General features: G+C 75.8%; 21 protein-coding genes and 1 pseudogene. 11 read left to right on the forward strand and 11 right to left on the reverse strand.

From position 1 onward, the window contains the following. Positions 1-17: 17 nt before the first annotated feature. The 3 genes and pseudogenes from FXF50_RS01675 to cobA all read left to right on the forward strand — a co-directional run. Positions 18-1,094 carry a HoxN/HupN/NixA family nickel/cobalt transporter gene (locus FXF50_RS01675; RefSeq protein ID WP_255509834.1) on the forward strand — a complete coding sequence of 359 codons (1,077 nt, stop codon included), beginning with the start codon at positions 18-20 and terminating at the stop codon, positions 1,092-1,094. Continuing rightward, positions 1,091-1,684, forward strand: coding sequence for a precorrin-8X methylmutase (locus FXF50_RS01680; RefSeq protein ID WP_148425404.1), 594 nt, complete (start codon positions 1,091-1,093; stop codon positions 1,682-1,684). Before FXF50_RS01675 ends, FXF50_RS01680 begins: the two co-directional genes overlap by 4 nt. After that, positions 1,681-3,327 (forward strand): annotated as a pseudogene (gene cobA / locus FXF50_RS01685) (uroporphyrinogen-III C-methyltransferase); the annotation flags it as partial. The gene FXF50_RS01680 and the pseudogene cobA, both read left to right, overlap by 4 nt. A 133-nt stretch (positions 3,328-3,460) precedes the next feature. Here the strand turns inward: cobA and crcB are convergent. The 3 genes from crcB to FXF50_RS01700 form a co-directional block, all read right to left on the reverse strand. Further along, the gene (crcB, locus tag FXF50_RS01690) at positions 3,461-3,823 is read right to left on the reverse strand and encodes a fluoride efflux transporter CrcB (protein WP_148425405.1); all 363 of its coding nucleotides are present in this window, start codon (positions 3,821-3,823) and stop codon (positions 3,461-3,463) included. Next, positions 3,820-4,314, reverse strand: a complete 495-nt coding sequence (locus FXF50_RS01695; protein ID WP_187399487.1) for a CrcB family protein — start codon at positions 4,312-4,314, stop codon at positions 3,820-3,822. The genes crcB and FXF50_RS01695 overlap by 4 nt, the downstream gene beginning before the upstream one ends. 199 nt (positions 4,315-4,513) lie before the next feature. Further along, positions 4,514-5,734: an MFS transporter gene (locus FXF50_RS01700; protein ID WP_148425407.1), complete on the reverse strand. Its 1,221-nt coding sequence runs from the start codon at positions 5,732-5,734 to the stop codon at positions 4,514-4,516. Positions 5,735-5,871: 137 nt separating this feature from the next. On the opposite strand from FXF50_RS01700, the gene FXF50_RS01705 reads away from it, so the two are divergent. The 4 genes from FXF50_RS01705 (at position 5,872) to FXF50_RS01720 (ending at position 8,787) form a co-directional block, all read left to right on the forward strand. Beyond that, complete coding sequence (locus FXF50_RS01705; RefSeq protein WP_148425408.1) at positions 5,872-6,321, forward strand: MarR family winged helix-turn-helix transcriptional regulator; 450 nt, start codon at positions 5,872-5,874, stop codon at positions 6,319-6,321. A gap of 133 nt (positions 6,322-6,454) precedes the next feature. Further along, positions 6,455-7,762, forward strand: a complete 1,308-nt coding sequence (paaK, locus tag FXF50_RS01710) for a phenylacetate--CoA ligase PaaK (protein WP_148425409.1) — start codon at positions 6,455-6,457, stop codon at positions 7,760-7,762. 37 nt (positions 7,763-7,799) lie between these two features. Then, entirely contained in the window at positions 7,800-8,171 is a 372-nt protein-coding gene (gene paaI, locus FXF50_RS01715; protein ID WP_255509864.1) for a hydroxyphenylacetyl-CoA thioesterase PaaI, read from the forward strand. A gap of 49 nt (positions 8,172-8,220) precedes the next feature. Then, positions 8,221-8,787 carry a dienelactone hydrolase family protein gene (locus FXF50_RS01720; protein WP_148425411.1) on the forward strand — a complete coding sequence of 189 codons (567 nt, stop codon included), beginning with the start codon at positions 8,221-8,223 and terminating at the stop codon, positions 8,785-8,787. A gap of 140 nt (positions 8,788-8,927) precedes the next feature. Here FXF50_RS01720 and FXF50_RS01725 read toward each other — a convergent pair whose 3' ends face one another. After that, complete coding sequence (locus FXF50_RS01725; RefSeq protein WP_255509835.1) at positions 8,928-11,132, reverse strand: adenylate/guanylate cyclase domain-containing protein; 2,205 nt, start codon at positions 11,130-11,132, stop codon at positions 8,928-8,930. Between the two features lie 226 nt (positions 11,133-11,358). On the opposite strand from FXF50_RS01725, the gene FXF50_RS01730 reads away from it, so the two are divergent. Both FXF50_RS01730 and FXF50_RS01735 read left to right on the forward strand, forming a co-directional pair. Beyond that, positions 11,359-14,301 (forward strand): helix-turn-helix transcriptional regulator, encoded by a 2,943-nt coding sequence (locus FXF50_RS01730; RefSeq protein ID WP_148425413.1) that lies wholly within the window; start codon positions 11,359-11,361, stop codon positions 14,299-14,301. Between the two features lie 112 nt (positions 14,302-14,413). Further along, positions 14,414-15,184 carry a DUF5995 family protein gene (locus tag FXF50_RS01735; protein ID WP_148425414.1) on the forward strand — a complete coding sequence of 257 codons (771 nt, stop codon included), beginning with the start codon at positions 14,414-14,416 and terminating at the stop codon, positions 15,182-15,184. A gap of 80 nt (positions 15,185-15,264) precedes the next feature. Here the strand turns inward: FXF50_RS01735 and FXF50_RS01740 are convergent, their stop codons facing one another. After that, the gene (locus FXF50_RS01740) at positions 15,265-15,546 is read right to left on the reverse strand and encodes a CGNR zinc finger domain-containing protein (protein ID WP_222865964.1); all 282 of its coding nucleotides are present in this window, start codon (positions 15,544-15,546) and stop codon (positions 15,265-15,267) included. 40 nt (positions 15,547-15,586) lie between these two features. Here FXF50_RS01740 and FXF50_RS01745 point away from each other — a divergent pair, with 40 nt between their 5' ends. Together FXF50_RS01745 and FXF50_RS01750 are read left to right on the forward strand one after the other, a co-directional pair. Then, positions 15,587-15,988: a hypothetical protein gene (locus tag FXF50_RS01745; RefSeq protein ID WP_148425416.1), complete on the forward strand. Its 402-nt coding sequence runs from the start codon at positions 15,587-15,589 to the stop codon at positions 15,986-15,988. 80 nt (positions 15,989-16,068) lie between these two features. After that, positions 16,069-18,171, forward strand: a complete 2,103-nt coding sequence (locus tag FXF50_RS01750; RefSeq protein WP_187399471.1) for an amino acid transporter — start codon at positions 16,069-16,071, stop codon at positions 18,169-18,171. An 89-nt stretch (positions 18,172-18,260) separates the two neighbouring features. On the opposite strand, the gene FXF50_RS01755 is transcribed toward FXF50_RS01750, so the two are convergent. The 6 genes from FXF50_RS01755 to FXF50_RS01780 all read right to left on the reverse strand — a co-directional run bounded on the left by FXF50_RS01755 (position 18,261) and on the right by FXF50_RS01780 (position 23,667). Beyond that, entirely contained in the window at positions 18,261-19,220 is a 960-nt protein-coding gene (locus tag FXF50_RS01755; RefSeq protein ID WP_148425417.1) for a TIGR03557 family F420-dependent LLM class oxidoreductase, read from the reverse strand. Positions 19,221-19,426: 206 nt separating this feature from the next. Next, positions 19,427-19,633 carry a hypothetical protein gene (locus FXF50_RS01760; RefSeq protein WP_148425418.1) on the reverse strand — a complete coding sequence of 69 codons (207 nt, stop codon included), beginning with the start codon at positions 19,631-19,633 and terminating at the stop codon, positions 19,427-19,429. Positions 19,634-19,751: 118 nt separating this feature from the next. After that, a complete protein-coding gene (locus FXF50_RS01765) occupies positions 19,752-20,954 on the reverse strand; it encodes a low temperature requirement protein A (protein WP_148425419.1) in 1,203 nt (400 codons plus the stop codon). Between the two features lie 226 nt (positions 20,955-21,180). Further along, positions 21,181-22,131, reverse strand: a complete 951-nt coding sequence (locus FXF50_RS01770; RefSeq protein ID WP_148425420.1) for a helix-hairpin-helix domain-containing protein — start codon at positions 22,129-22,131, stop codon at positions 21,181-21,183. A gap of 236 nt (positions 22,132-22,367) precedes the next feature. After that, positions 22,368-22,715 (reverse strand): TcmI family type II polyketide cyclase, encoded by a 348-nt coding sequence (locus FXF50_RS01775; protein ID WP_148425421.1) that lies wholly within the window; start codon positions 22,713-22,715, stop codon positions 22,368-22,370. Positions 22,716-22,848: 133 nt separating this feature from the next. After that, on the reverse strand, positions 22,849-23,667 hold the full coding sequence (locus FXF50_RS01780; protein ID WP_370464068.1) for a BTAD domain-containing putative transcriptional regulator: 819 nt from the start codon (positions 23,665-23,667) through the stop codon (positions 22,849-22,851). Between the last annotated feature and the right edge of the window lie 432 nt (positions 23,668-24,099).

Consider the following 24,099-nt stretch of genomic DNA (forward strand, 5'->3'; position numbering starts at 1 on the left):
GAACCCGGAGGGAAGCGATGACCTCGACCCCGACCGCCGCCCCGCCCGTCGGCCGCTGGACCCGCGCGGAGCGGGCCCGCCTCGGCGGCATCGTCTGCGCGGTCGCCGCGTTGCACGTCGCCGGCGTCACCCTGTACCTGTACTGGAACCACCAGCCGGTGGCGGCCGGCGGGCTGGCCGGCGCGGGCACCCTGGCGTACGTGCTGGGGGTGCGGCACGCCTTCGACGCCGACCACATCGCCGCCATCGACGACACCACCCGGCTCATGCTGCTGCGCGGCCGGCGGCCGGTCGGCGTCGGCTTCTTCTTCGCGCTCGGGCACAGCGCCGTGGTGCTGCTGCTCGCCCTGGTGATCGGGCTCGCCTCCAGCCGGCTGTCCGGCGCCCGGATGGACGGCTTCCGTGCGGTCGGCGCCACCGTCGCGGCGGTCACCGCCACCGGCTTCCTGCTGCTGGTGGCGGCCCTCAACGCGGCGGTGCTGGCCGGGCTGGCCCGGCTCTGGCGGCGGCTGCGCGCCGGCGGGCTGGACGAGACGGAGCTGGACCTCCTGCTGCTCAACCGGGGCCTCATGCACCGGATTCTCGGGGCCCGGGCCCGCACCCTGGTCCGCTCCTCCTGGCACATGGCCCCGGTCGGCTTCCTGTTCGGGCTGGGCCTGGAGACGGCGAGCGAGGTGACCCTGCTGGCGCTCTCGGCGAGCACCGCCGCCGCCGGTGGGCTGCCGGTGCTGGCGCTGCTCACCCTGCCGCTGCTCTTCGCCGCCGGGATGTCCGCCATGGACACCGCCGACAGCCTGCTGATGAGCCGTGCCTACTCGTGGGCGTACCGGCAGCCGGCCCGGCGGCTCTGGTACAACCTGGCCACCACGAGCATGACCGTGCTGGTCGGCGGCCTGGTCGCCAGTGTCTACCTGGCCGGGCTGCTCGCCGACCGCCTCGGCGTCACGGCCCTGGCCGGGTACGCCTCGATCGCCGACCACTTCGAGCAGCTCGGCTACGCCGTGGTGGGCCTGTTCGCGCTCGCCTGGGGCGGCGCCGTGCTGCTCTGGCGGCTGCGGGGACACGACCGCCGCTACGGGCAGGCCGGCTCATGACCCGGACCGTGCACCCGATCGAGGCGGAGTCGTACCGCATCCTGCGCGACCGGGTCGACCTGTCGCACCTGCCGCCGCTGACCCGGGCGGTCACCGAGCGGGTGGTGCACGCCAGCGCCGACCTCGACTACGTCACCGACCTGGTCTGCGACGAGGCCGCCCTGGCCGCCGGGCTGGCCGCGCTGCGGGCCGGCGCGCCGGTCGTCACCGACGTGTGGATGGTCGCCGCCGGCATCACCCGGCCCGGACGGGAGATCGTCTGCCCGGTCGCCGAGCCGGCCGCCGCCGACCTGGGCCGCGCCGCCGGCATCACCCGCTCGGCGGCGGCGGTGCGGATCGCGTACGACCGGGTCGGCCCGGGCGCGGTCTGGGTGGTCGGCTGCGCCCCCACCGCGCTGGTCGAGCTGATCGGCCTCGACGCGGCCCCGGCGCTGGTGGTCGGCCTGCCGGTCGGCTTCGTCGGCGCGGCCGAGTCCAAGGCGGCGCTGCGGGCCAGCGGCCTGCCCGCCGTGTCCAACGTGGGGGAGAAGGGCGGCTCCGCGGTGGCCGCCGCCGCCCTCAACGCACTGCTGTACCTGGAGGACAAGTGAACGACCGGACCCCGCTGCTGATCGTCGGGCACGGCACCCGCAGCGCCGCCGGCGTCGGCCAGTTCGCCGCGCTCGTCGAGCGGATCCGCCGCCGAAACGCCGTCGCCGACGTCGAGGGCGGCTTCATCGAGCTGTCCCGCCCGCCACTGACCGACGCGGTCGGCGCCCTCGCCGCCCGGGGCCACCGCCGCCTGGTGGCGCTGCCGCTGGTGCTGGCCGCCGCCGGGCACGGCAAGGGTGACATCCCCGCCGCGCTGGCCCGGGAGAAGCGGCGCCACCCCGGCCTGCGGTACGCCTACGGCCGGCCCCTCGGCCCGCACCCGCTGCTCCAGGACGTGCTGGCGGAGCGCATCGACGCGGCGCTCGACGGCGCCGACCGGGCCGGCACCTGGGTCGCTCTGATCGGGCGGGGCTCCACCGACCCGGACGCCAACGCCGAGGTGACCAAGGTGGCCCGGCTGCTCTGGGAGGGGCGCGGCTACGCCGGCGTGGAACCCGGCTTCGTCTCCCTCGCGGAGCCGTCCGTGCCGGCCGTGCTGGAGCGGCTGCGCCGGCTCGGCGCCCGGCGGATCGTGGTCGCCCCCTACTTCCTCTTCGCCGGCGTGCTGCCCGACCGGATCGTGGCGCAGAGCCGCGAGTTCGCCGCCGGCCGTCCCGACCTGGACGTGCGGGTGGCCGAGGTGATCGGGGACTGCGACGCTCTCGCCGACCTGGTCCTCGAACGGCACGCCGAGGCGCTGCGCGGGGACATCCGGATGAACTGCGACACCTGCGCGTACCGGGTGGCGCTGCCCGGGTTCGCCGACAAGGTGGGGCGGCCGCAGACCCCGCACCACCACCCCGACGACCCGGCCCACGGCCACGACCACCATCATCACCACGCCGACCACCACCACGAGCCGGCGTTGCGCCCCGGCCAGGTCGCCGTGGTGGGCGGCGGGCCCGGCCCGGACGACCTGATCACGGTACGCGGCAGGGCGCTGCTCGACGCCGCCGACGTGGTGGTGGCCGACCGGCTCGCTCCCGCCGGGCTGCTGCGCGGCCTCCGCCCCGGCGTGCTCGTGGTGGACGCCGCCAAGGTGCCCCGGGGCCCGTCGATGGCCCAGGAGACCATCAACGACACGCTCGTGGCGCACGCCCGCGCCGGCAAACGGGTGGTCCGGCTCAAGGGCGGCGACCCGTACGTCTTCGGTCGCGGCCACGAGGAGGTCCTCGCCTGCGCGGCGGCCGGCGTGGAGACGGTGCTGGTACCCGGGGTGAGCAGCGCGGTGGCCGCGCCCGCCCTGGCCGGCGTGCCGGTGACCCACCGGGGCGTGGCGCACGAGGTCACCGTGGTCTCCGGGCACCTGCCGCCCGGGCACCCCGACTCCCTCGTGGACTGGGCCGCGCTGGCCCGGGCCCGGGGCACGCTGGTGCTGCTCATGGCGGTGGACACGGTGGGGCGGATCGCCGCCGAACTGCTCGCCCACGGGCGGGCGGCCGAGACGCCGGTGCTGGTCGTCCGGGACGCCGGCCACCCCGACCAGTGGACGGCCCGGTGCCGGCTGGACGAGGTCGGCGCGCTCGCGGAACGCGAGGAGGTCCGGCCACCGGCGGTCTTCGTGGTCGGTCCGGTGGTCGCGCTCGCCGCCGACCCCGCTCCGGCCCTCGCCGCCGACTCCAGGCCCGCGACGGCCGGCCCGGTGTCCGCGACGCCCGACCTCGTGCCGGTGGCGGCCGACGCCACGCCGGAGCCGGGGTCCGCGGCGGTCCCGGTGCGCGGGTGAACGTGGCGGATCAGCCGGTGACGGCGCGGGCCAGGGCGTAGCCGACGGTGGCCGCGGCGAGGCCGGCGGCGAGGCTGCCCAGCACGTTGGCCAGGGCGTGCCCGCGGGCGCCCTCGCGGTGCAGCCACAGCGTCTCGTAGCTGAGCGTGGACCAGGTGGTCAGCGCGCCGCAGAAGCCGGTGCCGACCAGCGCGGTCACCGCGGGGGAGGCGGGCACCGCGGCCACCGCGCCGAGCAGCAGCGACCCGGCGACGTTGACGGTCAGGGTGCCCCAGGGGAAGGGGGAGTCGTGGCGGGCCTGCACGGCCCGGTCGGTCAGGTAACGCAGCGGCGCGCCCAGCGCCGCCCCGAGCGCGATCAGCAGGACGGTCACCGCGCCGCCCCGACCTCGGCCCGGGCCAGCAGCCGGCCGGCCACGGCGTCCCCGGCCCAGACCGCCAGCAGCGCCCCGGCGAGGGTCGCCGCCAGGTACGCCAGCGCCGTGCCGGGCGCCCCGGCGGCGATCGCCCGCTGGGCGTCCACCGCGTAGGTGGAGAAGGTGGTGAAGCCGCCGAGCACGCCGACGCCGAGGAACGGCCGGACCAGCGGGCCGGGCGGGCGGGCGGTGAGCACCGCCATGAGCGCGCCGATCAGCAGGCAGCCGCCGAGGTTGATGCCGAAGGTGGCCCACGGGAAACCGGTGGGCGGGTGCGGGAACGCGGCCTGGAGCCCGGCCCGGGCCAGCGCGCCGAGCACCCCGCCGGCCGCGATGACGCCGAGCACGGCCGCCGGGTGCGCGGCCAGCTCCCGCCGGTCGGCGGGGACGTGCAGGTCGACATCGGGGTCGACGCGGAACTCGGACGGTCCGGTCACGGTGCCTCCCACCAGGACGGGCATCACTGGCAGGGACCGTTGGCGAGCGTGTCGCGGTTCTCCCGGCACGTTCCGGGACGGCGGGCCCCACCGCCGCGCCGAGCATAACGCCGCCCGGCCGGGTCCTGCCGGGCCTGGCGGCCCCCGGCCGAGCCCGCCGCCGGCCGGTCCGGCCGGGCCCACTGACGGCGGGACCGGCGGCACCCGCGCGTCAGGCCGCCACGTCGGCCAGCTCGCGGGCCGCCGCGTCCACCGGGGTACGGCGGGCCTGCCGCTCGGCCACCAGCAGCACCGCGAGGCCGAGCAGGGTGAGCCCGGCGCCGGCCCAGATCGGGGCGGTGAAGCCGAGGCCGGCGTCGATGGTGAGCCCGCCGAGCCAGGCACCGAGCGCGTTGCCGACGTTGAACGCGGCGATGTTCGCCCCGGAGGCCAGTGTCGGCGCCCGGCGGGCGTACTTCATGATCCGCATCTGCAGCGGGGGCACGGTGGCGAAGCCGAACGCGCCCATCAGCAGCAACGAGCCCACGGTCAGCACCGGGCTCCCGGCGGTCAGCGCGAAACCGACCAGCACCAGGGTGAGCACCGCGAGGACGGTGACCAGCGTCCGGGAGAGCGACACGTCCGCGGCCCGGCCGCCGGCCAGGTTGCCGGCGAAGAGTCCGACGCCGAAGAGCACCAGCAGCCACGGCACGGTCCCGGTGGCGAAGCCGCTCACCTCCGTGAGCGTGTAGGCGATGTAGGTGAACGCGCCGAACATGCCGCCGAAGCCGAGCACGGTGACCACCAGCGAGAACCAGACCTGGGCGTGGGTGAACGCCCGCAGTTCGCCACGCAGGCCGCCGGTCGGCGCGGCGTCGCTCGCCGGACCGCGCCCGGGCACCAGGAGGGCGAGGCCGACCAGGGCGACCAGCCCGATGCCGGTGATCGCCCAGAACGTGGCCCGCCAGCCGAGGTGCTGGCCGAGGAGGGTGCCGAAGGGCACGCCGAGGACGTTGGCGGCGGTCAGGCCGGTGAACATGAGGGCGACCGCGCCCGCCCGCCGGGCCGCCGGGACCAGGCCGGTCGCCACCACCGCGCCGATGCCGAAGAACGCGCCGTGGCACAGCGCCGCGACGATCCGGCCGGCCAGCATGGTCGCGTAGTCGCCGGCCAGGGCGGAGAGCAGGTTGCCGGCGATGAAGAGCACCATGAGCCCGAGCAGCACCGGCTTGCGGCGCAGCCGGGTGACGGCGGCGGTGAGCGCCACGCCGCCCACGGCGACGCTGAGGGCGTACCCGGAGATCAACCAGCCGGCGACCGACTCGCTGACCCCGAAGTCGGCGGCGACCTGGGGGAGCAGCCCCATGATCACGAACTCGGTCAGCCCGATGCCGAACGCCCCGATCGCCAGGGCGATCAGGCCGCCGGGGAGGGCCGAGGTGCGCTGTGCCATGCCGTACCCAATCCATGTGTCGGAAAACAGAAAGCGCGTGCAACTACCCGCGCCGACAACGAAATAGTTGCACGCGCTTTATACCGGCGCAAGGGTGGTAACCTGGGCGACGTCCACGTCACACCGGAGGGGGCGCCATGGGGATCGCCGACGACGCGGTCGAGATCCGCGCGCAGGGCTGGCGTACGCTCGCCGCGCTGCACGGCCTGATCGAGACCGCCCTGGAACGCGCGCTCCAGGCCGAGCACGACCTCTCCGTCGTCGAGTACACGGTGCTCGACGCGCTCTCCCGGCAGCACGGCTGGCACATGCGGATGCGGCAGCTCGCCCGCGCCGCGGCGCTCTCCGGCAGCGCCACCACCCGCCTGGTCACCCGGCTGGAGGAGCGCGGCCTGCTCACCCGGGTCCTCTGCGCGGACGACCGGCGCGGCATCTACACCGAGCTGACCCCGGCCGGCTCGGACCTGCTCGGCCGGGCCCGTCCCACCCACGACCGGGTGCTCGCCGACGCGCTCGCCGAGGGTGAGCGCACCCCCGAACTGGCGCCGCTGGTCGACGCGCTGCACCGGCTCCCCGCCGCCCACTGAACGCGCTGATGCCCGAGCGCGGACTCGACCCGGACAACCCCTGACCTGGCAGGACGGGCCGTACGGGCGTACGGTGATCGGCACCCGCCCGGCGCGACGCGGTGCCGGCGGACCCGTCGCCCAGGAGGTCACCGTGCAGGACCGCGCCCCTCGTCCGGACGAGCTGGAACCCGTCGAGCGGGCCGGCGTCGACGAGTTGCGGGCGCTGCAACTGGACCGGCTGCGCTGGTCGCTGCGGCACGCGTACGAGAACGTGCCGCACTACCGGCGGGCCTTCGAGGCGGCCGGGGTGCACCCCGACGACCTGCGCGACCTGGCCGACCTGGCCCGCTTCCCGTTCACCGGCAAGGCCGAGCTGCGGGAGAACTACCCGTTCGGCATGTTCGCCGTGCCCCGCGAGCGCGTCGCCCGGCTGCACGCCTCGTCGGGCACCACGGGCCGCCCCACCGTCGTCGGCTACACCCGCGCCGACCTGGACACCTGGGCGAAGCTCATGGCCCGCTCCATCCGGGCCTCCGGCGGCCGTCCCGGCGACCGCGTGCACGTGGCGTACGGCTACGGGCTCTTCACCGGCGGGCTCGGCGCGCACTACGGCGCCGAGGAGTTGGGCTGCACGGTCATCCCGGTCTCCGGTGGCATGACCGAGCGGCAGGTCATGCTGATCCGCGACTTCGCGCCGGAGATCATCATGGTCACGCCCAGCTACATGCTGGCCATCGTCGACGAGATGGAGCGCCAGGGAGTCGACCCGAAGTCCACCTCGCTCCAGGTGGGCATCTTCGGCGCCGAGCCGTGGACCGGGGACATGCGCCGGGAGATGGAGCAGCGCCTCGACATGCACGCCGTCGACATCTACGGCCTCTCCGAGGTGATGGGCCCCGGGGTGGCCGTCGAGTGCGTGGAGACCAAGGACGGCCTGCACCTCTGGGAGGACCACTTCTACCCGGAGATCATCGACCCGGTGACCGGCGAGGTGCTGCCCGACGGCGAGCGGGGCGAGCTGGTGCTCACCTCGCTCACCAAGGAGGCCATGCCGGTGGTCCGCTACCGCACCCGGGACCTCACCCGGCTGCTGCCCGGCACCGCCCGCACCATGCGTCGGATCGAGAAGATCACCGGCCGGACCGACGACATGATGATCGTCCGCGGGGTCAACGTCTTCCCGACCCAGATCGAGGAGCTGATCCTGCGTACGCCCGCGCTCTCGCCGCACTTCCAGTGCGTGCTGGACCGGCAGGGCCGGATGGACTCCCTCACCGTCAAGGTGGAGCGGCGGGCCGGGGTGGCCGCCGACGAGGCCGAGCGGGCCGGGAAGGCCCTGGTCGAGCAGGTCAAGAACACCATCGGGGTGAGCGTGGCGGTGCAGGTCATCGAGCCGGACGGGGTGGAGCGCTCGATGGGCAAGATGCGCCGGATCGTCGACCAGCGGCAGGGGCGCTGACGTGGCGGGTGACGACGGCCGCACCGCGGCCCACGACATGTTCGACGCCGACGTGGCGTCCAAGGGGCTCGGCATCGAGCTGGTCTCGGCCGGCGACGGCGCGGCGGTGGCCCGGATGCGGGTCACCGCGACCATGCTCAACGGCCACGCCATCGGCCACGGCGGCTTCGTCTTCCTGCTCGCCGACACCGCGTTCGCGCTGGCCTGCAACAGCCACGGCCCCGCCACTGTGGCCGCCGGCGGCGAGATCAGCTTCCTCCGCCCGGTCCGCGAGGGCGACCTGCTGGTGGCCCGGGCCGCCGAGCGGGTCCGCTACGGCCGCAGCGGCATCTACGACGTCACCGTGTGGCGGGACGGCGAGGTGGTCGCCGAGTTCCGCGGCCGCAGCCGCACGATCGCCCGGGACTGACCGGCGCGCCGCTCCCGCTGCCCAGTGGGGCGCGCGCCAGGATGAGCCAATGGCACACATCCTGCTCCTGCACTCCGTGTACGGGCTGCGGCCCGCCGTGCTGGCCGCCGCCGACCGGCTCCGCGCCGCCGGGCACCGGGTGACGACCCCCGACCTGTACGAGGTGCCGGCCGCGGACACCGTCGACGCCGGCTTCGCGCTGTTGGACAAGATCGGCCGGGACACGGTCCTCGACCGGGCCCGCGCGGCGGCTGCCGACCTGCCCGCCGAGACCGTGCTGGCCGGCTTCTCGATGGGCGCCGGCGTCGCCGGGGCGCTGCTCGCCGAGCGGCCGGAGGCGGCGGCGCTGATCCTGCTGCACGGCACCGGCGGCGACCCCGGCTCGGTACGCCCCGGCCTGCCCGTGCAGCTGCACCTCGCCGACCCGGACGAGTACGAGCCGCAGGACGAGGTGGACGACTGGCAGCGGGCGATGACGGCGGCCGGCGCGGAGCTGACCGTGCACCGTTATCCGGGTGCCGGGCATCTCTTCACCGATCCCGGCACGCCCGACCACGAGGCGCCGGCCGCCGCGCTCACCTGGGACCGCGTCCTGGCGTTCCTCGCCGACCGCTGACCGCCGACCGACCGGCCGCGCACCTCGCCACGGCGCCGTCTCCCGGCCGCGCTCGTGGCCATGGACGCCCAGGATGCGGTGGCCCGGACGACGTCCGGGTCGGAGTGGCCCCGTGCCCGCTCCGGCCCGGACGTCGCGTCTCAGGCGGCGGCCGCGCCGGCCCGGCGTGGTCGGCCCGAATCGGGCCCGGCGTCGAGCCGCTTCCGGCCGCCGTGCGGCGGATGCGGCGGCCCGACGGTCGGCGGCCGCCCGCCCACCGGTCCGACCCGGCCCACCGACCCGGTCGCCGGGCCGCCCGGTAACGCGTCGACGAGCCCCGGGAACAGCCCGAGGCGCCCCCGCGCCGGCCGTCCGGCCCGGTTCCCCCCGGTGCGGGCCGTGTCACGAGCCCGCCCGGCGGGGGCGCCCCCCGACACCCCCACCGGTCGGCCCGCCGCGGCGCCGGCCCGCCCCGCCCCGCCGTCGACCGGCGAACTGACGGCCCCGTCGGTGCCCGCGGCCGGTCCGCCCCGCGTCCGGCCGGCCGCCGCCGGGACCGGCGCCGGTCGGGCCCCTCCACCCGACCGGCGTACCGCCCCCGCCGGGCAGGCTGCCCGGCCCCCGACGCCGTCCGTGACCGCCCCGGCCGGACGGATCGCCACGGCCGTCCCGGCGTCCCCCAGCCGGCGGGTGAACTCCGCCCGGACCGCGCGCGGCAGTCGGTGCGCGGCCACCCGGGCCACCGCCGGCTCGGCGACCGCGTAGCCGCCGGTGGCCGTGCGGCGTAGCAGGCCGGCGTCGACAAGCGCGCGCAGGGCGGGCTCGGCGCGCCCGGCCGGCCAGCCGAGCATCCGGTCCACCGTGGCGGCCGGGACCTCCGCGCCCCGGGCCGCGGCAGCCATCAGCACCGCCCGCCGCTCGCCGTCCAGCCGGTCCAGCCGGGCGTCGACCAGGCGGCGGACCGGCTCCGGCACCCCGCCCGGCTCGCCGTCGGCGTCCGGCGTCGCGGCGTACGCCGCCGCGGCGGCCGGGCTGCCGCCCACCAGCGGGAGCAGCGCCGCGGCCCGCGCGGCGGGCCGGCCGGCCCGGTCGAGCAGGTGCCGCAGCAACCGTCCCGTGTCGACGGTGCCCAGCGCGGGCAGCGGCACCCGGCGCCGGCGGCCGGCCGCGCCGGGCAGCAGGTCGGCCCAGCCCGGGCCATGGGTCGCCACCACCGCGAGCGGCAGCCCCCGCTCGCTCGCGGCGGCGAAGAGCCGGTGCAGGAACCGGTTCAGCGCCGGCGCGGCCCGGTCCAGGTCGTCCACCGCCACCACCACGGGCTGCGCGGCGGCCAGGCCGAGCAGGGCCTCCCGCCACACCTCGGCGCCGCGGGCGGCCGCACCGGCGTCGCGCGGCGCGGCCAGGAACTCGGCCAGCGCGTGCGCCGCGGCACCCCGCCGCGCCGGCGGCAGCAGCCCGTCCAGGGCGGTGCCCACCCGCCGGCGTACGGTCTCGGGCGGGTGGGTGTCCCGGACCCCGGCGACGGCGCGGACCATGTCCGCCAGCGGCGCCAGCTCCCCGTCCGGGAACGGCGGGCAGTGCGCCACGCACCACCGCACCGGGGCGCCGTCCACCGTCGACACCGCCCGGACCAGCTCGTGCAGCATCCGGCTGCGCCCGCTGCCGGCCGGGCCGACCAGCGAGATCCAGCGTGGACGTCGCTCCCGTACCGCCCGGGTGATCTCCTCGCCGGCCGTGGCCAGTTCGCGGCGGCGGCCGACCAGCGGGCCGTGGTGGCGGGCCGGCCGGTGGCGGGCCACTCCGGTCACCCGCCAGACGTCCAGCGGCTGCGCCTTGCCGGCCACCGCCATGGTGGCCAGCGGGCGCTGCTCGACCAGGCCGGCGACGGCCCGCCGGGTGGCCGCGCAGACCACCACCCCGCCGGGCGGGGCGTACTCCTGGAGCCGGGCCGCCGTGGTGATGACCGCGCCGCTGGCCGCGCCGTGCCCGCCGTCGCGGGTGCCGGCCAGGTCGACCAGCACCTCGCCGGTGGCCACGCCGACCCGGACCCGCAGCCGCGTGCCGGCCGGCAGCCGCCGGTCCAGCGCGGCCTGGATCTCCAGCCCGGCGCGCACCCCCCGGTACGCGTCGAACCCGTCGGACCCGTGCGCCCCGAACAGCGCCATCACCGCGTCGCCGACGTACTTCTCCACCACGCCGTGCCACCGGCGCAGCACTGCGGCCACTGTGCCGAAGTACGCCTGTTGCAGCGCCCGGACGTCCTCGGGGTCGAGCCGCTCGACCAGCCCGGTCGACCCGACGATGTCGGCGAAGAGCACGGTGACCGTGCGCCGCTCCTCCGGCACCGGCCAAAGCGCGGCGGTCACGGCTTCCCGACTCCCCACGGGCGTGGTGATCAACATCGCCCCCACCCTCTCCCCGGTCCGGTGCCCTGACGACCTCCGGACACTTTCACCACCGGGTCCTCGGGGGATCGGTAGGACGACGTATGTCGACCACCCGCAACCATTAGTCGCAATGTCGACGCGAGGAGTACCACAAGGGCACTGAGCCCGTAGAACGGTGCGGGAACCTGTGACTAGGCTGCGTGGCATGGCCAGCGATGTGGACACCGCGCCGCTCGTCGGCCGTGCCGACACGGTGGCGGCGCTCCGGTCGGCGCTGCTCGACGACGTCGCCCCCGGGCAGACCGCGGCGGTGTTCCTCACCGGCGAGAGCGGCGTGGGCAAGACCCGGCTGCTGGCCGAGGTGGGCGAGCGGCTGCGGGCCGGGGGAGCACTGGTCCTCACCGGCGCCTGCCTCGACATCGGCGACGCCTCCCCGCTGCACCCGGTCCGCCAGGCGCTGCGCCGCCTCGACGCCGACCTGACCGAGGCACGCACCTCCTCGGCCGTCCGCGGCCTGCTCCAGGTCTTCGACGAGGAGACCCCCGGTCCGGACGGCGCGGGCGCGCTGCTGGAACGGGTCTCGCGCGGCCTGCACCTGGTCGCCGCCGGGCGGCCGCTGGTGCTCGTGCTCGACGACCTCCAGTGGGTGGACCGGAGCACCCGCCAGCTCCTGCTCTACCTGCTCGCCGGCCTCGGCGACCTCCAGCTGTCGGTGCTGGCCGCGATCCGCGCCGAGTCGTTGCAGGGCGCGCACCCGCTGCGCCGCGTGCTCACCGAGCTGCGCCGGCTGCGCTCGGTCCGGGTGGTGGACCTGGCGCCGCTGGACCGGGCCGGCACCGACGAGCTGGCCGCCGCGATCGTCGGCACGCCGCTGCCCCCCGAGGCCGCCGACCAGCTGTGGCAGCGCAGCGGCGGCAACCCCTTCGTGGTGGAGGAACTGGCCCGCGACCTGCGCGACGGCCACGACGGGCTCTCCGACACGCTGCGCGAGGTCTTCCTGGCCCGGGTCGACGCGCTCCCGCAGCCCGCGCACGCCGTGGTGCACGCGGTCGCCGCCGGGGTCGAGCCGGTCGAGCACTGGCTGCTGGCCCAGGTCGTCCGGCTTCCGGAGGACCAGCTCATCGAGGCGGTCCGGGAGGCCGTGGCACACCGGCTGCTGGTCGGCGCCGACGACGGCTACCGGCTGCGGCACCGCCTGGTCGCCGAGGTGCTGGCGCACGAGCTGCTCCCCGCCGAGCGGGCCGCGCTGCACCGCCGCTACGCCGAGACGCTCACCTCGGCCACCGCCGAGCTGCACCAGGCCCGGCTGGCCCACCACTGGCGGCTGGCCGGCGAGCCGGCCCGGGCCCTGCCGGCCGCCATGGCCGCCGCCCGGGAGGCCGAGCGGTTGCACGGCTACGCCGAGGCGCACCGCCACTGGTCGGCCGCGCTGAGCCTGGCCGACACCCCACCCGCCGTGCTGCCCGACGGCGGCCGACCCGAACCGGTCGAGGTGGACCGGGCCGAGCTGCTGACCCACGCGGCCGAGTCGGCGCACCACTGCGGCGAGCACGCCCGCGCCCTGGCCCTGCTGGAGGAGTTGGCCGCCGACCCGGCCGGCCCGCCCACCTGCGCCCTTCACATCCGGCGGGCCCGCTACCTGGCCGCCGCCGGGCGATCGGCGCCGGCCGAGGCCGAGTACCGGCAGGTGCTGGCGTCGGCCGACTGCACGCCGCGGGAACGGGCCACCGCCGCCGCACACCTGGCCGAGCTGCTGCTGCACCTGGGCCGCTACGCCGAGGCCGGCGACCAGGCGCGGGAGGCGCTCCGGCTCGCCGCCGAGGTCGAGGGCGCCGCCTCGGAGGTGGTGCTGGCCAGCGCCGCGCTGGGGTTCAGCGAGGCCTATCTGGAGGATCCGGACGCCGGGCTGGCCGTCATGCGCCGGGCGCTGGACACCGCCGAGCGCTCCGGCCGGCCGGAGGACGTGGCCTGCGCGTACCTGCACCTGGCCGAGCTGCTCACCGGGCCGCTGAACATCCTCGAGGAGGGTGTGGTGGTCGCCCGCCGGGGCGCCGAGCGGGTCGCCGAGCTGGGGCTGGGCCGCACCTGGGAGACCCGGCTGCTGGCCATCGCCACCAACGGGCTGTTCCGGGTGGGGCAGTGGGCCGAGGCGGAGAAGGTCGTGGCGGCCGCGCTGCGGCACCGCCCGTCCGGCGCCGACGCGGTCGAGCTGCTGCTCGCCCGGTGCCGGCTGTCGGTCGGCTACGGCGACGTCGAGGCCTCCGACCGCGACCTGGAGGCGGTGGCCACCGTGCTGGCCGGCGGCGGGGCCCGGCACGTGCTGCCGATGCTGATCCTGCGGGCCGGGCTGGCCATGTGGCAGGGCCGGCACGACCTGGCCCGGCAGGCGGTGCAGCGCGGCCTGACCGAGAGCCGCTCCGACGACGTCATCGTGCTGGCCACCCTGGCGTGGCACGGGCTGCGCGCGGAGGCGGAGGCGTCCGTCAGCCGCACGGTCGAGGTGGACCCGAACGCGGTCCGCCGGCTGCGCGAGGTGGTCGAGCGGGTGACCCGCAAGAGCGGGAAGGCGGGCGCCCCGGTGCGCTACGTCGCGGACGCCTTCCTGGCCCTGTGCGCCGCCGAGCTGAGCCGGCTGGACGACGGCCGGGGCGACCCGGAGCTGTGGGCCCGCGCGGCCACCGAGTGGGACCGGCGCAACCACCCCTACCCGGCGGCCTACTCCCGGCTGCGGCAGGCCGAGGCGCTGCTGGCCCGGCGCAGCCGGGTGGCCACCGCCGGCAAGCTGTTGCGGCAGGCCCACGAGACGGCGCAGGCGCTCGGCGCGGTGCCGCTGAGCGAGGAGATCCGCACCCTGGCCGGGCGGGCCCGGGTGCCCCTGGAGGAGGCGCCGGCCGCCGCCCGTCCCGCGCCCCGGCCCCGGGCTGCGGCGCCGGCCGCGCTCGCGGTGGACGAGCTGGAGGTGCTCACCGCCCGGGAGCGGGAGGTGCTCGCCGCGGTGGCCGAGGGGCTGACCAACCGGGAGATCGGCCAGCGGCTGTTCATCAGCGAGCGGACCATCGGCGTGCACGTGTCGCACATCTTCGACAAGCTCCAGGTCCGCACCCGGGTGCAGGCCAGCGCGATCTTCCTGCGCAACCGCCCCGAGTAGCCGTCCGTCGGCAATACGTCGTTCTACTGATCCGGCCGGCGTACGCCGGCTGGAAGGCTGTCCCGCGTCACCGGGTGGCGTCGTGGGGGGCGCCGACCACTGTGGAGGAGAGATGACCGAACCGGTATGGGGTCCTGTGCACCAGGACATCGTCGGGCTGCTCGCCGACCACCCCGCCGACGTGCCGGCGGTCGTCGACCATCTCACCAAGCTCCAGGACCTGCTGGTCCGGCTGCCTCCGCTGGAGGAGAGCTGCCCGCTGGCCGACTTCAACAAGCTCTACCTGGTCATCACGTCGACGGTGCTCGACGGCCTGTACGACGACCGCTTCACCGACCCGGCCTTCCTGGCCCGGCTGGACGTGGAGTTCGCCGCCCGCTACTTCGACGCGATGCGGTTCTGGACCGACTCCCACCCGAGCACCCCGAAGGCCTGGTCGTGCCTGTTCCAGCGGATGCGCGGCCCGGACGCCCGACCGTTGCCGTCGGCCGCCGCCGGGGTGAACGCCCACATCAACTACGACCTGCCGTTCGCGCTGGTGACCACCTTCGACAGCCTGGATTCCGAGCCGGTCGACGGCAGCGACCAGCACCGCGACTACCTGGAGATCAACAAGATCTTCGCCGAGCGGATCCCGGAGCTGCGCCGCGGCTACCTGGACCACTGGCAGCTGATGATCGACATGGTGAACGGCGACATCGACGACTGGTACCAGGGCGAACTGGTCGAGTACACCCGGAACGTGGCCTGGCGCAACGCGCAGAAGATCTGGCGCTGCCGGCACGACCCGGACGCCCGCGAGTGTGAGCGGATGCGGTTGGACGACAACGCCGCGCTGCTCGGCCGGCTGCTGCTCTCGCCCCTGGGGGCGTTCCTCCAGTAGCCGGGACGGGGGGTCCCCGCGTCCCGCCGTCCGGGCGTGGACGCGGGGACGCCGTCCGTGGGGGGTGGCCGACGGACCGGTCAGGCGCGCCGGGACCGTCCCCGGTACGCGGCCGCCGCGGCCCGGTTGTTGCACGGCTCGCAGCAGTAGCGCTGCCGACCGGCGCGGGTCCGGTCCAGGTAGGGCGCGTCACACCCGTCGGCCGCGCAGACCCCGAACCGTTCCGCCCCGCCGGCCGTCGCGGCCCGGGCGAGCGCCCCGGTGACCAGGGCGGCGAACGGCCCGCCCGGGCCGGGCCGGGGCAGCGGGGTGAGCCGCAGCGCGCCGTCGGGCCCGGGCTCGACCACCATCCCGGCGCTCACGACGGGGTGTCGGTCCGGTCGTGCCGGGTACCCGCCCGCCATGCCGCACACCGGACCGGTCCGCCGCTTCGCCTTCCGGTTCGACCCGGCGTTCCGGCTGCCGCTGGCCCTGCTCGGGGTGCGGCCGGAGACCGCCCGCGTCGAACTGGGCCCGGACGAGCTGACCGTGCGGTTCGGCCCCTGGCGGCTGCGCACCGCCCGGGACAACGTCGCGGGGGTCGAGCTGGGCGGCCCGTACCGCTGGTGGCGGGCCGTCGGCCCGCACCTGTCCCTGGCCGACGGCGGGGTCACCTTCGGCACCAGCGTGGCCGCCGGGGTCTGTCTCCGCCTCGCCACCCCGGTGCCGGCGCTCGCCCCCGGCCCCTGGCCGCGCCACCCGGCCGTCACGGTGACGGTGACCGACCCGGAGGCGCTACGCGACGCCCTGACCGGCGCGCCCTGATCTTTTCCCGCTCGCCCGGTTCCGCCGGGCCGCGCCCGGGGTACCGCCTACCGTCGGATTCAGGGCCTGAAGGGGTGCAGATGGCGGAGGGACGGGACGGGGCGCAGCCCCGGCGGACGCGGGGGCGCCGCCCCCAGGCACAGGCGACCGCGGCGGACCGGGCGCTGCGCGCGGCCCGCGATCCGGAGCACGGCGACCGTGGCCGCCCGACCGCGACCCTGCCGGAGTACGTGGAGAGCCCGGTCCGGCCGTCCGAACCGGCGAGCCGGCTGACCCGCTGGCTGTTCCAGCACCGGGTGCAGCCGGTCGGCCCGGAGAGCCGCGAGCACCAGGCGCGGGCCCACCCCTGGTGGCAGGTGATGTGCCTGACCGGCGTCGACTACTTCTCGACCCTGTCCTACCTGCCCGGGATCGCGGCGGTGGCGGCCGGCGCGCTGAGCCCGCTCGCGACCCTGCTGATCGTGGCCCTGACCCTGTTCGGGATGCTGCCCATGTACCGGCGGGTGGCCCGGGAGAGCCCGCACGGGCAGGGCTCGGTCGCCATGCTGGAACGGCTGCTGCCGTTCTGGCGCGGCAAGGTCTTCGTGCTGGTGCTGCTCGGCTTCGTGGCCACCTCGTGGATCATCACGATCACGCTCTCCGCCGCCGACGCGACCGTGCACCTGCTGGAGAACCCGATCCTGCCCGAGTCCTTCCCGCACGGCACCACGGCGGCCGTGCTGGTCACCGTGGTGCTGCTGCTCGTCCTCGGCGGCGTGTTCCTGCTGGGCTTCAGCGAGGCCGTGCAGGTCGCCATCCCCCTGGTCGGGGTCTTCCTCGCGCTGAACGCGGTGATCGTGGTCGCCGGCCTGGCCGAGGTCGCCGCCGACCCGGGGACGCTCAGCGGGTGGACCGACCGGCTGACCCGGGTCGGCGGCGCGGGCGACGTGCTGGCCACCAGCGTGCTCGCGTTTCCGCTGCTGGTGCTGGGCCTCTCCGGCTTCGAGACCGGGGTGAGCATGATGCCGCTGGTCAAGGGGGACGGCGACGACGCCGAGCGGCGGCTGGCGGCGCGGATCCGCAACACCCGCAAGCTGCTCGCCACCGCCGCGCTGATCATGTCGGTCTACCTGATCGCCACCACCTTCGTCACCACCGTGCTGATCCCGGCGGACGCCTTCGCGCCCGGCGGGCCGGCCAACGGCCGGGCGCTGGCCTTCCTGGCCCACGAGCACCTGGGCGAGGCGTTCGGCACGGTCTACGACATCAGCAGCATCCTCATCCTCTGGTTCGCCGGCGCCTCGGCGATGGCCGGCCTGATCAACATCGTGCCCCGCTACCTGCCCACCTACGGCATGGCGCCCGAGTGGGGACGGGCGGTCCGTCCCGTGGTGCTGGTCTACACGGCGATCAGCATCGCCATCACGGTCGCCTTCCGGGCCGACGTCAACGCCCAGGCCGGCGCGTACGCCACCGGCATCCTGGCCATGATGGTCTCCGGCGCGATCGCCGTGACCATCTCCGCGTTCCGGGCGCGGCACCGGTTCGCCGCGGTCGGCTTCGCCGTGCTCACCGCGGTGCTGCTCTACGCGCTCACCGAGAACGTCATCGAGAAGCCGGACGGCATCACCATCTCCGGCCTGTTCATCGCCGGCATCGTCGCCGTCTCGCTGATCTCCCGGGTGTCCCGCACCACCGAACTGCGCGCCGAGCGGATCGAGTTCGACGACGCCGCGCGGCGGTTCGTCGCCGACTCGATCGCCCACGACGGCCGGCTGCACCTGATCGCCAACAAGCGGCAGAGCGGCTCGCTGAAGGAGTACCGGCTCAAGGAACGCGCGCAGCGCGGCATGAACCCGGTGCCCGGCGCCGCCGACGTGCTCTTCCTGGAGATCGACATCAGCGACCCCTCGCGGTTCAGCGAGGTGCTGCGGGTGCACGGGGTGGAGGTCGGCGGATACCGGATCCTGCGCGCCAGCAGCCCGGCCGCGCCCAACGCCATCGCGGCCATCCTGCTGGCGCTGCGCGACGCCACCGGGATCCGCCCGCACTGCCACTTCGAGTGGTCCGAGGGCAACCCGATCGCGCACCTGCTGCGCTACCTGATCCTCGGCCGCGGCGACACCCCGCCGGTGGTCCGGGAGATCATCCGCAAGTCCGAGCCGGATTCCGGCCGCCGCCCCGGCATCCATGTCGGCGGCTGAGCCCCGCCGCCGGCCGCCGGCCCCGTCCCGGTCCGACCATCCAGGGGTACGCACACCGCCACCGGGACCGGGCTGCGCCCGGCTACCGGTCAGCCGAGTTGGCGCACCCGGTCGAGGAACCCGCCCGCGCAGAAGTCCAGGAAGCCGTCCGGGTCCGGGCCGGCGTTCTGGAGCACGATGTGGTCGTAGCCGGCCTCGACGTACGCCCGCGCCTTGGCGAGGTGCGGCTCGGGGGCCGGCCCGACCGAGAACTGCCGCCGGATGTGCTGGTCCTCGACCCAGACCGTGGCCGCGTCGAAGTTCACCGGGTTGGGCAGCTCGCTCATCACCTTCCAGCCGGTGACCGCCCACCGGCTGGTCTCCTTCGCCGCCTGGACCGCCTGCTCCTCGTCCGGCGCCCAGGCCAGCGGCACCTCCGCGTAGCGCGGTCCCTGCCCACCGGCCTCCCGGTAGTGCGCGACGATCGACGACTTCGGTTCGGTGGCGAAGAGCCCGTCGCCCAGTTCGGCGGCCGTCGCCGCGGAGGACCGCCCGCTGGCGGCCACGGCGATCACCGGCGGGGTCTCCGGCAGGTCCCAGACCCGGGCGTCCTCGAGTTGGAGGTGCCGGCCCTCGTACGACTGGTAGCCGCCCCGCCAGAGCAGCCGGATGATCTCCAGGGCCTCGCGCAGCCGTTCGTGCCGGCCGCGGACGCTCGGGAAGCCCTGCCCCACCACGTGCTCGTTGAGCCGCTCGCCGGCGCCCACGCCCAGGGTGAACCGGCCGTCGGAGATCAGGGCCATGGTGGCCGCGGCCTGGGCGATGATGGCCGGGTGGTACCGGACCGAGGGGCAGGTGACCCCGGTGGCCAGGCCGAGCGTGCTGGTCTTCGCGGCGACGGCCGCGAGCGCGCTCCAGGTGAAGCAGGAGTGCCCCTGCACCTCCAGCCAGGGGTGGTAGTGGTCGCTCATCTCCACGAAGTCGAAGCCGGCCTGCTCCGCGCGGACGGCCTGTCGGATGAGCTCCTGCGGGCCGAAGGCCTCCGAAGCCAGCTTGTAGCCGATCTGCATCGCCCTGGTCTCCCGTCCCCGCGTGGCTGGACCGCTGCCCTTCCCGCCCCGCGACCCGGCAAACGCCGCACCATCCGTACCCTCGGTGGGCGACGAACCCAGCCTCCTAGGACGGCCTAGCGGTGGTGACGTGGCACGCGCCGGGCACGGAACGGCCCGCGCCGCGGGGGAGCGGGGCGCGGGCCGGGATGGTGCGGGGGTACGGCCTACTTGGACGGCTCGGGGAGCTGGCAGTCCACCTTGGGGTTCGCGCCGATGTAGTTCAGCGGGCCGGCCACGATGGTGACGAGGATGGTGCCGGCCTCGGCGCAGTTGGTGTCGTCGTTGCCGTAGTAACCGCGCTGGCCGGCGGCGATGGCGCCGATGACGAGCCAGATGACGACCAGGACGCCGACTATCGAGGTGCCGCGCATGGGTTGCCTCCACTGGGGTTGTGGTGGATTCGAGGTGGAGGCCATGTACCCAGACCGGGTGATCGGTCAAACGACGCCCTGGTTGCGGCGCGGCCGATTCCGACCATGCCGCGACGGCTCAGTGCGGCGGCGAGGGGTCCTCGGGCGGCCGGCCCCGGCTGCGCAGGTGGTCGGCGACGGCCACCCCGGCCAGCACCAGCATCGCCCCGAGCGCGGCGTAGACGGGCGCCAGGAACAGCGCGCCGGGCGCGATGGTGAGCAGCGCCAGGACGCCGCCGGGGCGGGAGAGCGACACCCGGCTGAACACCTCGTACTCGAAGGCGGCGCGGCCGACCAGGAACAGCGCCGGCCCGCCGAGGAGGATCGCCAGCCAGGCCGGCGGGGTGCGCCCGGTCGGTTCGAGCAGCACCAGGTCGAAGCCCGCCGCGCTGGTCACCACCCCGGCCACCATGAGCAGGTGGGTGTACGGGGCGGAGTTCAGGAACTTGCTCGGCTGCTTCGCCATGGCGATGGCGTGCGGCAGCAGTTCGCCGGACTTGTGCACGTAGATCCGCCAGAGCAGCAGCGTGGTGGCGAACGCGACGGCGAAGGCGCCGATGTTCTCCGTCTCGGAGTGGTGCAGGCTGAAGACGGTGCCGGTGACCAGGATGGCGTCGCCCAACGCGATGATGAAGAACTGCTGGTAACGCTCCGACAGGTGCTCGGCGGTCACGTTGCGCTGGGCGTCCGGCACCACACCGAGGCCGGGCACCGGGTACGCGAGCCGGAACCCGAGGTAGTCGATGGCCAGGGCCAGCAGCCAGAGCGTCTCGCGGGCGTGCCCGTTCACCGTGGCGCCGACGAGCCAGGGGATGGCGGAGACCGCGAACCAGATGAAGATGCGGGCCGCCCGGCGCTGGGTCTGCCGGTGGCGCCGGACCGTCGGCATGAGGAACAGCCCGCGTCCGAGATGGATCGCCACGTACGTCCCGGCGAAGACCAGCCCGCGGGCGCCGAACGCATCGGGGATGGCGGTGGTCATGAGCAGCGCCCCGAACATGACCGCGATGATCAGCAGCTTGATCTCGGGACGTTGCGGGTCGTACATGTCGGTGACCAGGGTGGTGATCGCCCAGGTCCACCACATGGCCATCAGCATGATCAGCGACTGGAGGGCCCGTTGCCAGTCGACCTCGGTGACCAGGCCGCGGGAGATGAGCGAGAGCGCGACCACGTACACCAGGTCGAAGAACAGCTCCAGCAGGGTCACCCGGCGTGGCGCCTCGGGATCGCGCACCGGGGGTCGCCGCTCGGCGGGCTGCTCCGGCGTGGCGGTGGGCACGAGGTGCTCCTGCGGTGGCGGGATCGGCGCGGCGGGCCGTCCGGCCCTGCACCGACCGTAGCGACGCCCGCGCGGACCCGTGCCGGGTTTCCCTTATTCGCGCCCGTCCGGGGCGCCACGCCGCGACCGGTCCCCGCCGCCCGGTCCAACCCGGTCCGGCTCGCCGGCCGCCGGACACGGCGCGGGCCGGTGGCGACCCTCGGTCACCACCGGCCCGCGAGTCGGATCAGGCGTCCTCGCCGGCGCCGACCGGGAGCACCCGCTCCGCGTCGGCACGGGCGCCGGCCAGCACCTTCGCCTGCTGCGACCAGGTCGCCAGGCCCGGGGCGGAGCGCAGGCCGGCGGCCTTGACGGTCTCCCGCAGCGCCGCCTCGTCCAGCTCGGCGAGCTGCTGATAGGTGCGGATGCCGGCGGCCTGGAGGGCGGCGGCCACCTTCGGCCCGATGCCCTGGATCCGCCGGAAGTCGTCCGGGGCGTCGACGGGGACCGCAGCGGCGTCCTCGACCGCGGCGCGCGGCGCGGGCACCGCCACCGGCGCCGCCGGCTCGGCCTCGGCGGCCGGCTCGGCCGGCACGGCCACCGGCTCGGCCTCGACGGCCACCGGCTCGGCGGCCGGCTCGGTCTCGGCGGTCGGGATCGCGGCCGGCTCCGCGTCGGCGGCCACCGGCTCCGGCGCGGTCCGGATCGGCTCGGTCTCCGCGACGCCGGCCGGCGCGACGGCGACCGGCTCGGCCGCGACCTCGACCGGCTCGGCCGCGACCTCGACCGGCTCGGCCGCGACCTCGACCGGCTCGACCGGGCGGGCCGGCTCGTCCTCGGACCGGCCCGGCTCCTCGACGGCCACCGGCTCGGCGGCCGCGGACTCGGCGGACACCGGCTCGGCGGACGGCAGGGTGGTGGCCTGGGCGGCCAGCGTGGCGGCGGCCGGGGCGGCGTCCTGCTCGACCGGGGCCGGCTGCTCGGTCACCGCGGCGGGCGCGGGTACCTCGTCGACCACGGCGTCCGGCCGCTCCTGGTCGACCGTGGCGGTCACCTCGGGCGCCGGGGCGGCGGCACCCTCCACCGTGGGCGTACCGGTGCCGGCCGCGTTCCGGCGGCCGCTCACCACCCACCCGATGCCCAGGCCCACCAGCAGGGCCAGGATCAGAACCAGCCACTGCCCGAAGCTCGACGGCATGCCAACCTCCTCCTATGTACGTGAACGACGATCGCGAGAAAACAGGGGGCAGCTTCGCACACGTACGCGCGGGGCGACAGAGAGGTCGGCGGCTGCCGTCGCTGGTGGGACCGGACGGTGCCGGCCGGTGGCCGCGAGATGACCGAGCGTGTGCCGCGCGGGGTCGCCGAAGGGGCGCCCCGGACCCTGGTGCCGTTCGAGGGTCCGGGACGCCCCGGTCTTCGGTGCGGTGACGCTCAGCAGCTCCGCCGGGGCGCGGGCAGGTCGACCGCGTCCCAGCTGTAGAAGCAACCCGCCACGGCGTCGCGGGGGGACCGCCAGGTCGGCAGGTACGGCGAGGTGTGCGCCGACAGCCGCTCGTTGACCTGCTGGTACAGCGGGTTGTCGCGGACCTCGGCGGCCAGGTCCGGGTCGACGGCGACCGTCTCCATGAGGTGCACGCACAGGTCGTGGAGGTAGTACAGCGACCGGTGCCGCACGCCGGTGAGGCGGGGCAGCTCGGTGGCGTCGGACTCGGCGAAGATCTGTGCCACCCTGCCCTGCGCGCCCGGCACGATCCGGCTGACGACCAACAGTCGACTCATCGGGACCCCTCTCGCCGCTCGTGGTGCCCCGACCCCGGGCGAGGAGTTCGGTCACCGTGCGGCCCACCCTGCCGAGGCGGCTGTCACGTGGCCGTCACGGCCCGCGCGGGGACAGTGATGGCGGTGGTGACGGTCAGCGGGGGTGCGGTGTGGTGGGCGCGGTCGGGCCGCGGGGCGTGGAGCCGGCCGGGCGGCCGTTGCTCCGGTCCGGCCGCCGCTGGGGGGCCGGCCGGGTGGCCCGCCGGATCGGGGCGAGGGTCTCGTCGAGCAGGGCGCACATGGCCGGGGACGGTTCCAGGCGCAGTTCGCGCAGCAGCAGGTCACGGTAGACGTAGAAGGCGTGCACCGCTTCGAAGGCGTTGCCCTCGGCGAGGTGGATGCGGACCACCAGGCGGTGCGGGGTCTCGCGCAGCGGTTCGGCGGCCATGGCCTCCAGCGCCGCCTCCAGCGCCTCGCCGTGCCGGTCGGCGGCGAGGTGGTTGCCCGCGAGTTCCTCCAGCATGTGCAGCCGGAGCTGGCGCAGCCGTTCGCGTTCCAGCAGCACCCAGTCGTCGTACCAGCCGGGGAGCAGGTCGTGCCGGCCGGCGCCGGCGGCCCCGCGGGGCACCTCGCCGTCGCGTACGCGGGCCGCGGTGGCGACCAGCTCGTCGACGTCGAGGTGGACGGTGGGGTCGAGGCGGACGGTGTCGCCGTCGGTGCGCAGCGGGCAGCAGGGATCCTGCCGGAGTCGCCACAGCGCGGTGCGCAGCGAGGAGAGCGCCCGGTCCTCGGGGGTCTCCGGCCAGAGCAGTCCCGCCAGGTGACTGCGGGTGGCGCCGGGGCGCAGCCCGATGAGGGCGATGACGCGTTGCAGGCCCCGGGGGACCACCACCGGGACGTCGTCGTGGAGCAGCCGGAACCCGCCGAGCAGGTGCAGCGACACCCGTGGGGCGGGGTCTCCCGCCGTGGGCATTCTCGATCCACCGGACACGGGCGCACCCCCCTGCACCGGAACCCTCGTCCCGACCGTCCTCTGTGCCCGGCTCGGCTGCCGCGACGCCGGTGTCGGAACGGCTCCGCCGTGGCGGAGAAAGCCCGCTGTGACCGGGCTGACCGGTACGGAGGATATCAACACTTGTTACTCTGCGTCAATGAGGCGTCGGTTTGCTGACCGTCCGTAATGGTCAGACGAACCGCCTGTGAACTGCGAAAAAGTGTCGCCATCCGTTCGGGGCGGTTGATCTTCCCATAGCCGGCGCACAGCTTGCGTCAACGCAGCGTCACGGACTTCCCGGGCCGATGGTGTCCGGTTGACGCCGCGTTGACGGTGCCGGCGGCACCGTGGCGCCAGTCGTCCGGCGAGACCGGTCGTCACGCACCGGGACGCACTCAGGGGAGGCTGCGC

The organism is Micromonospora sp. AP08 (assembly GCF_008085935.1).
GTDB classification, from domain to species: Bacteria; Actinomycetota; Actinomycetes; order Mycobacteriales; family Micromonosporaceae; genus Micromonospora; species Micromonospora chersina.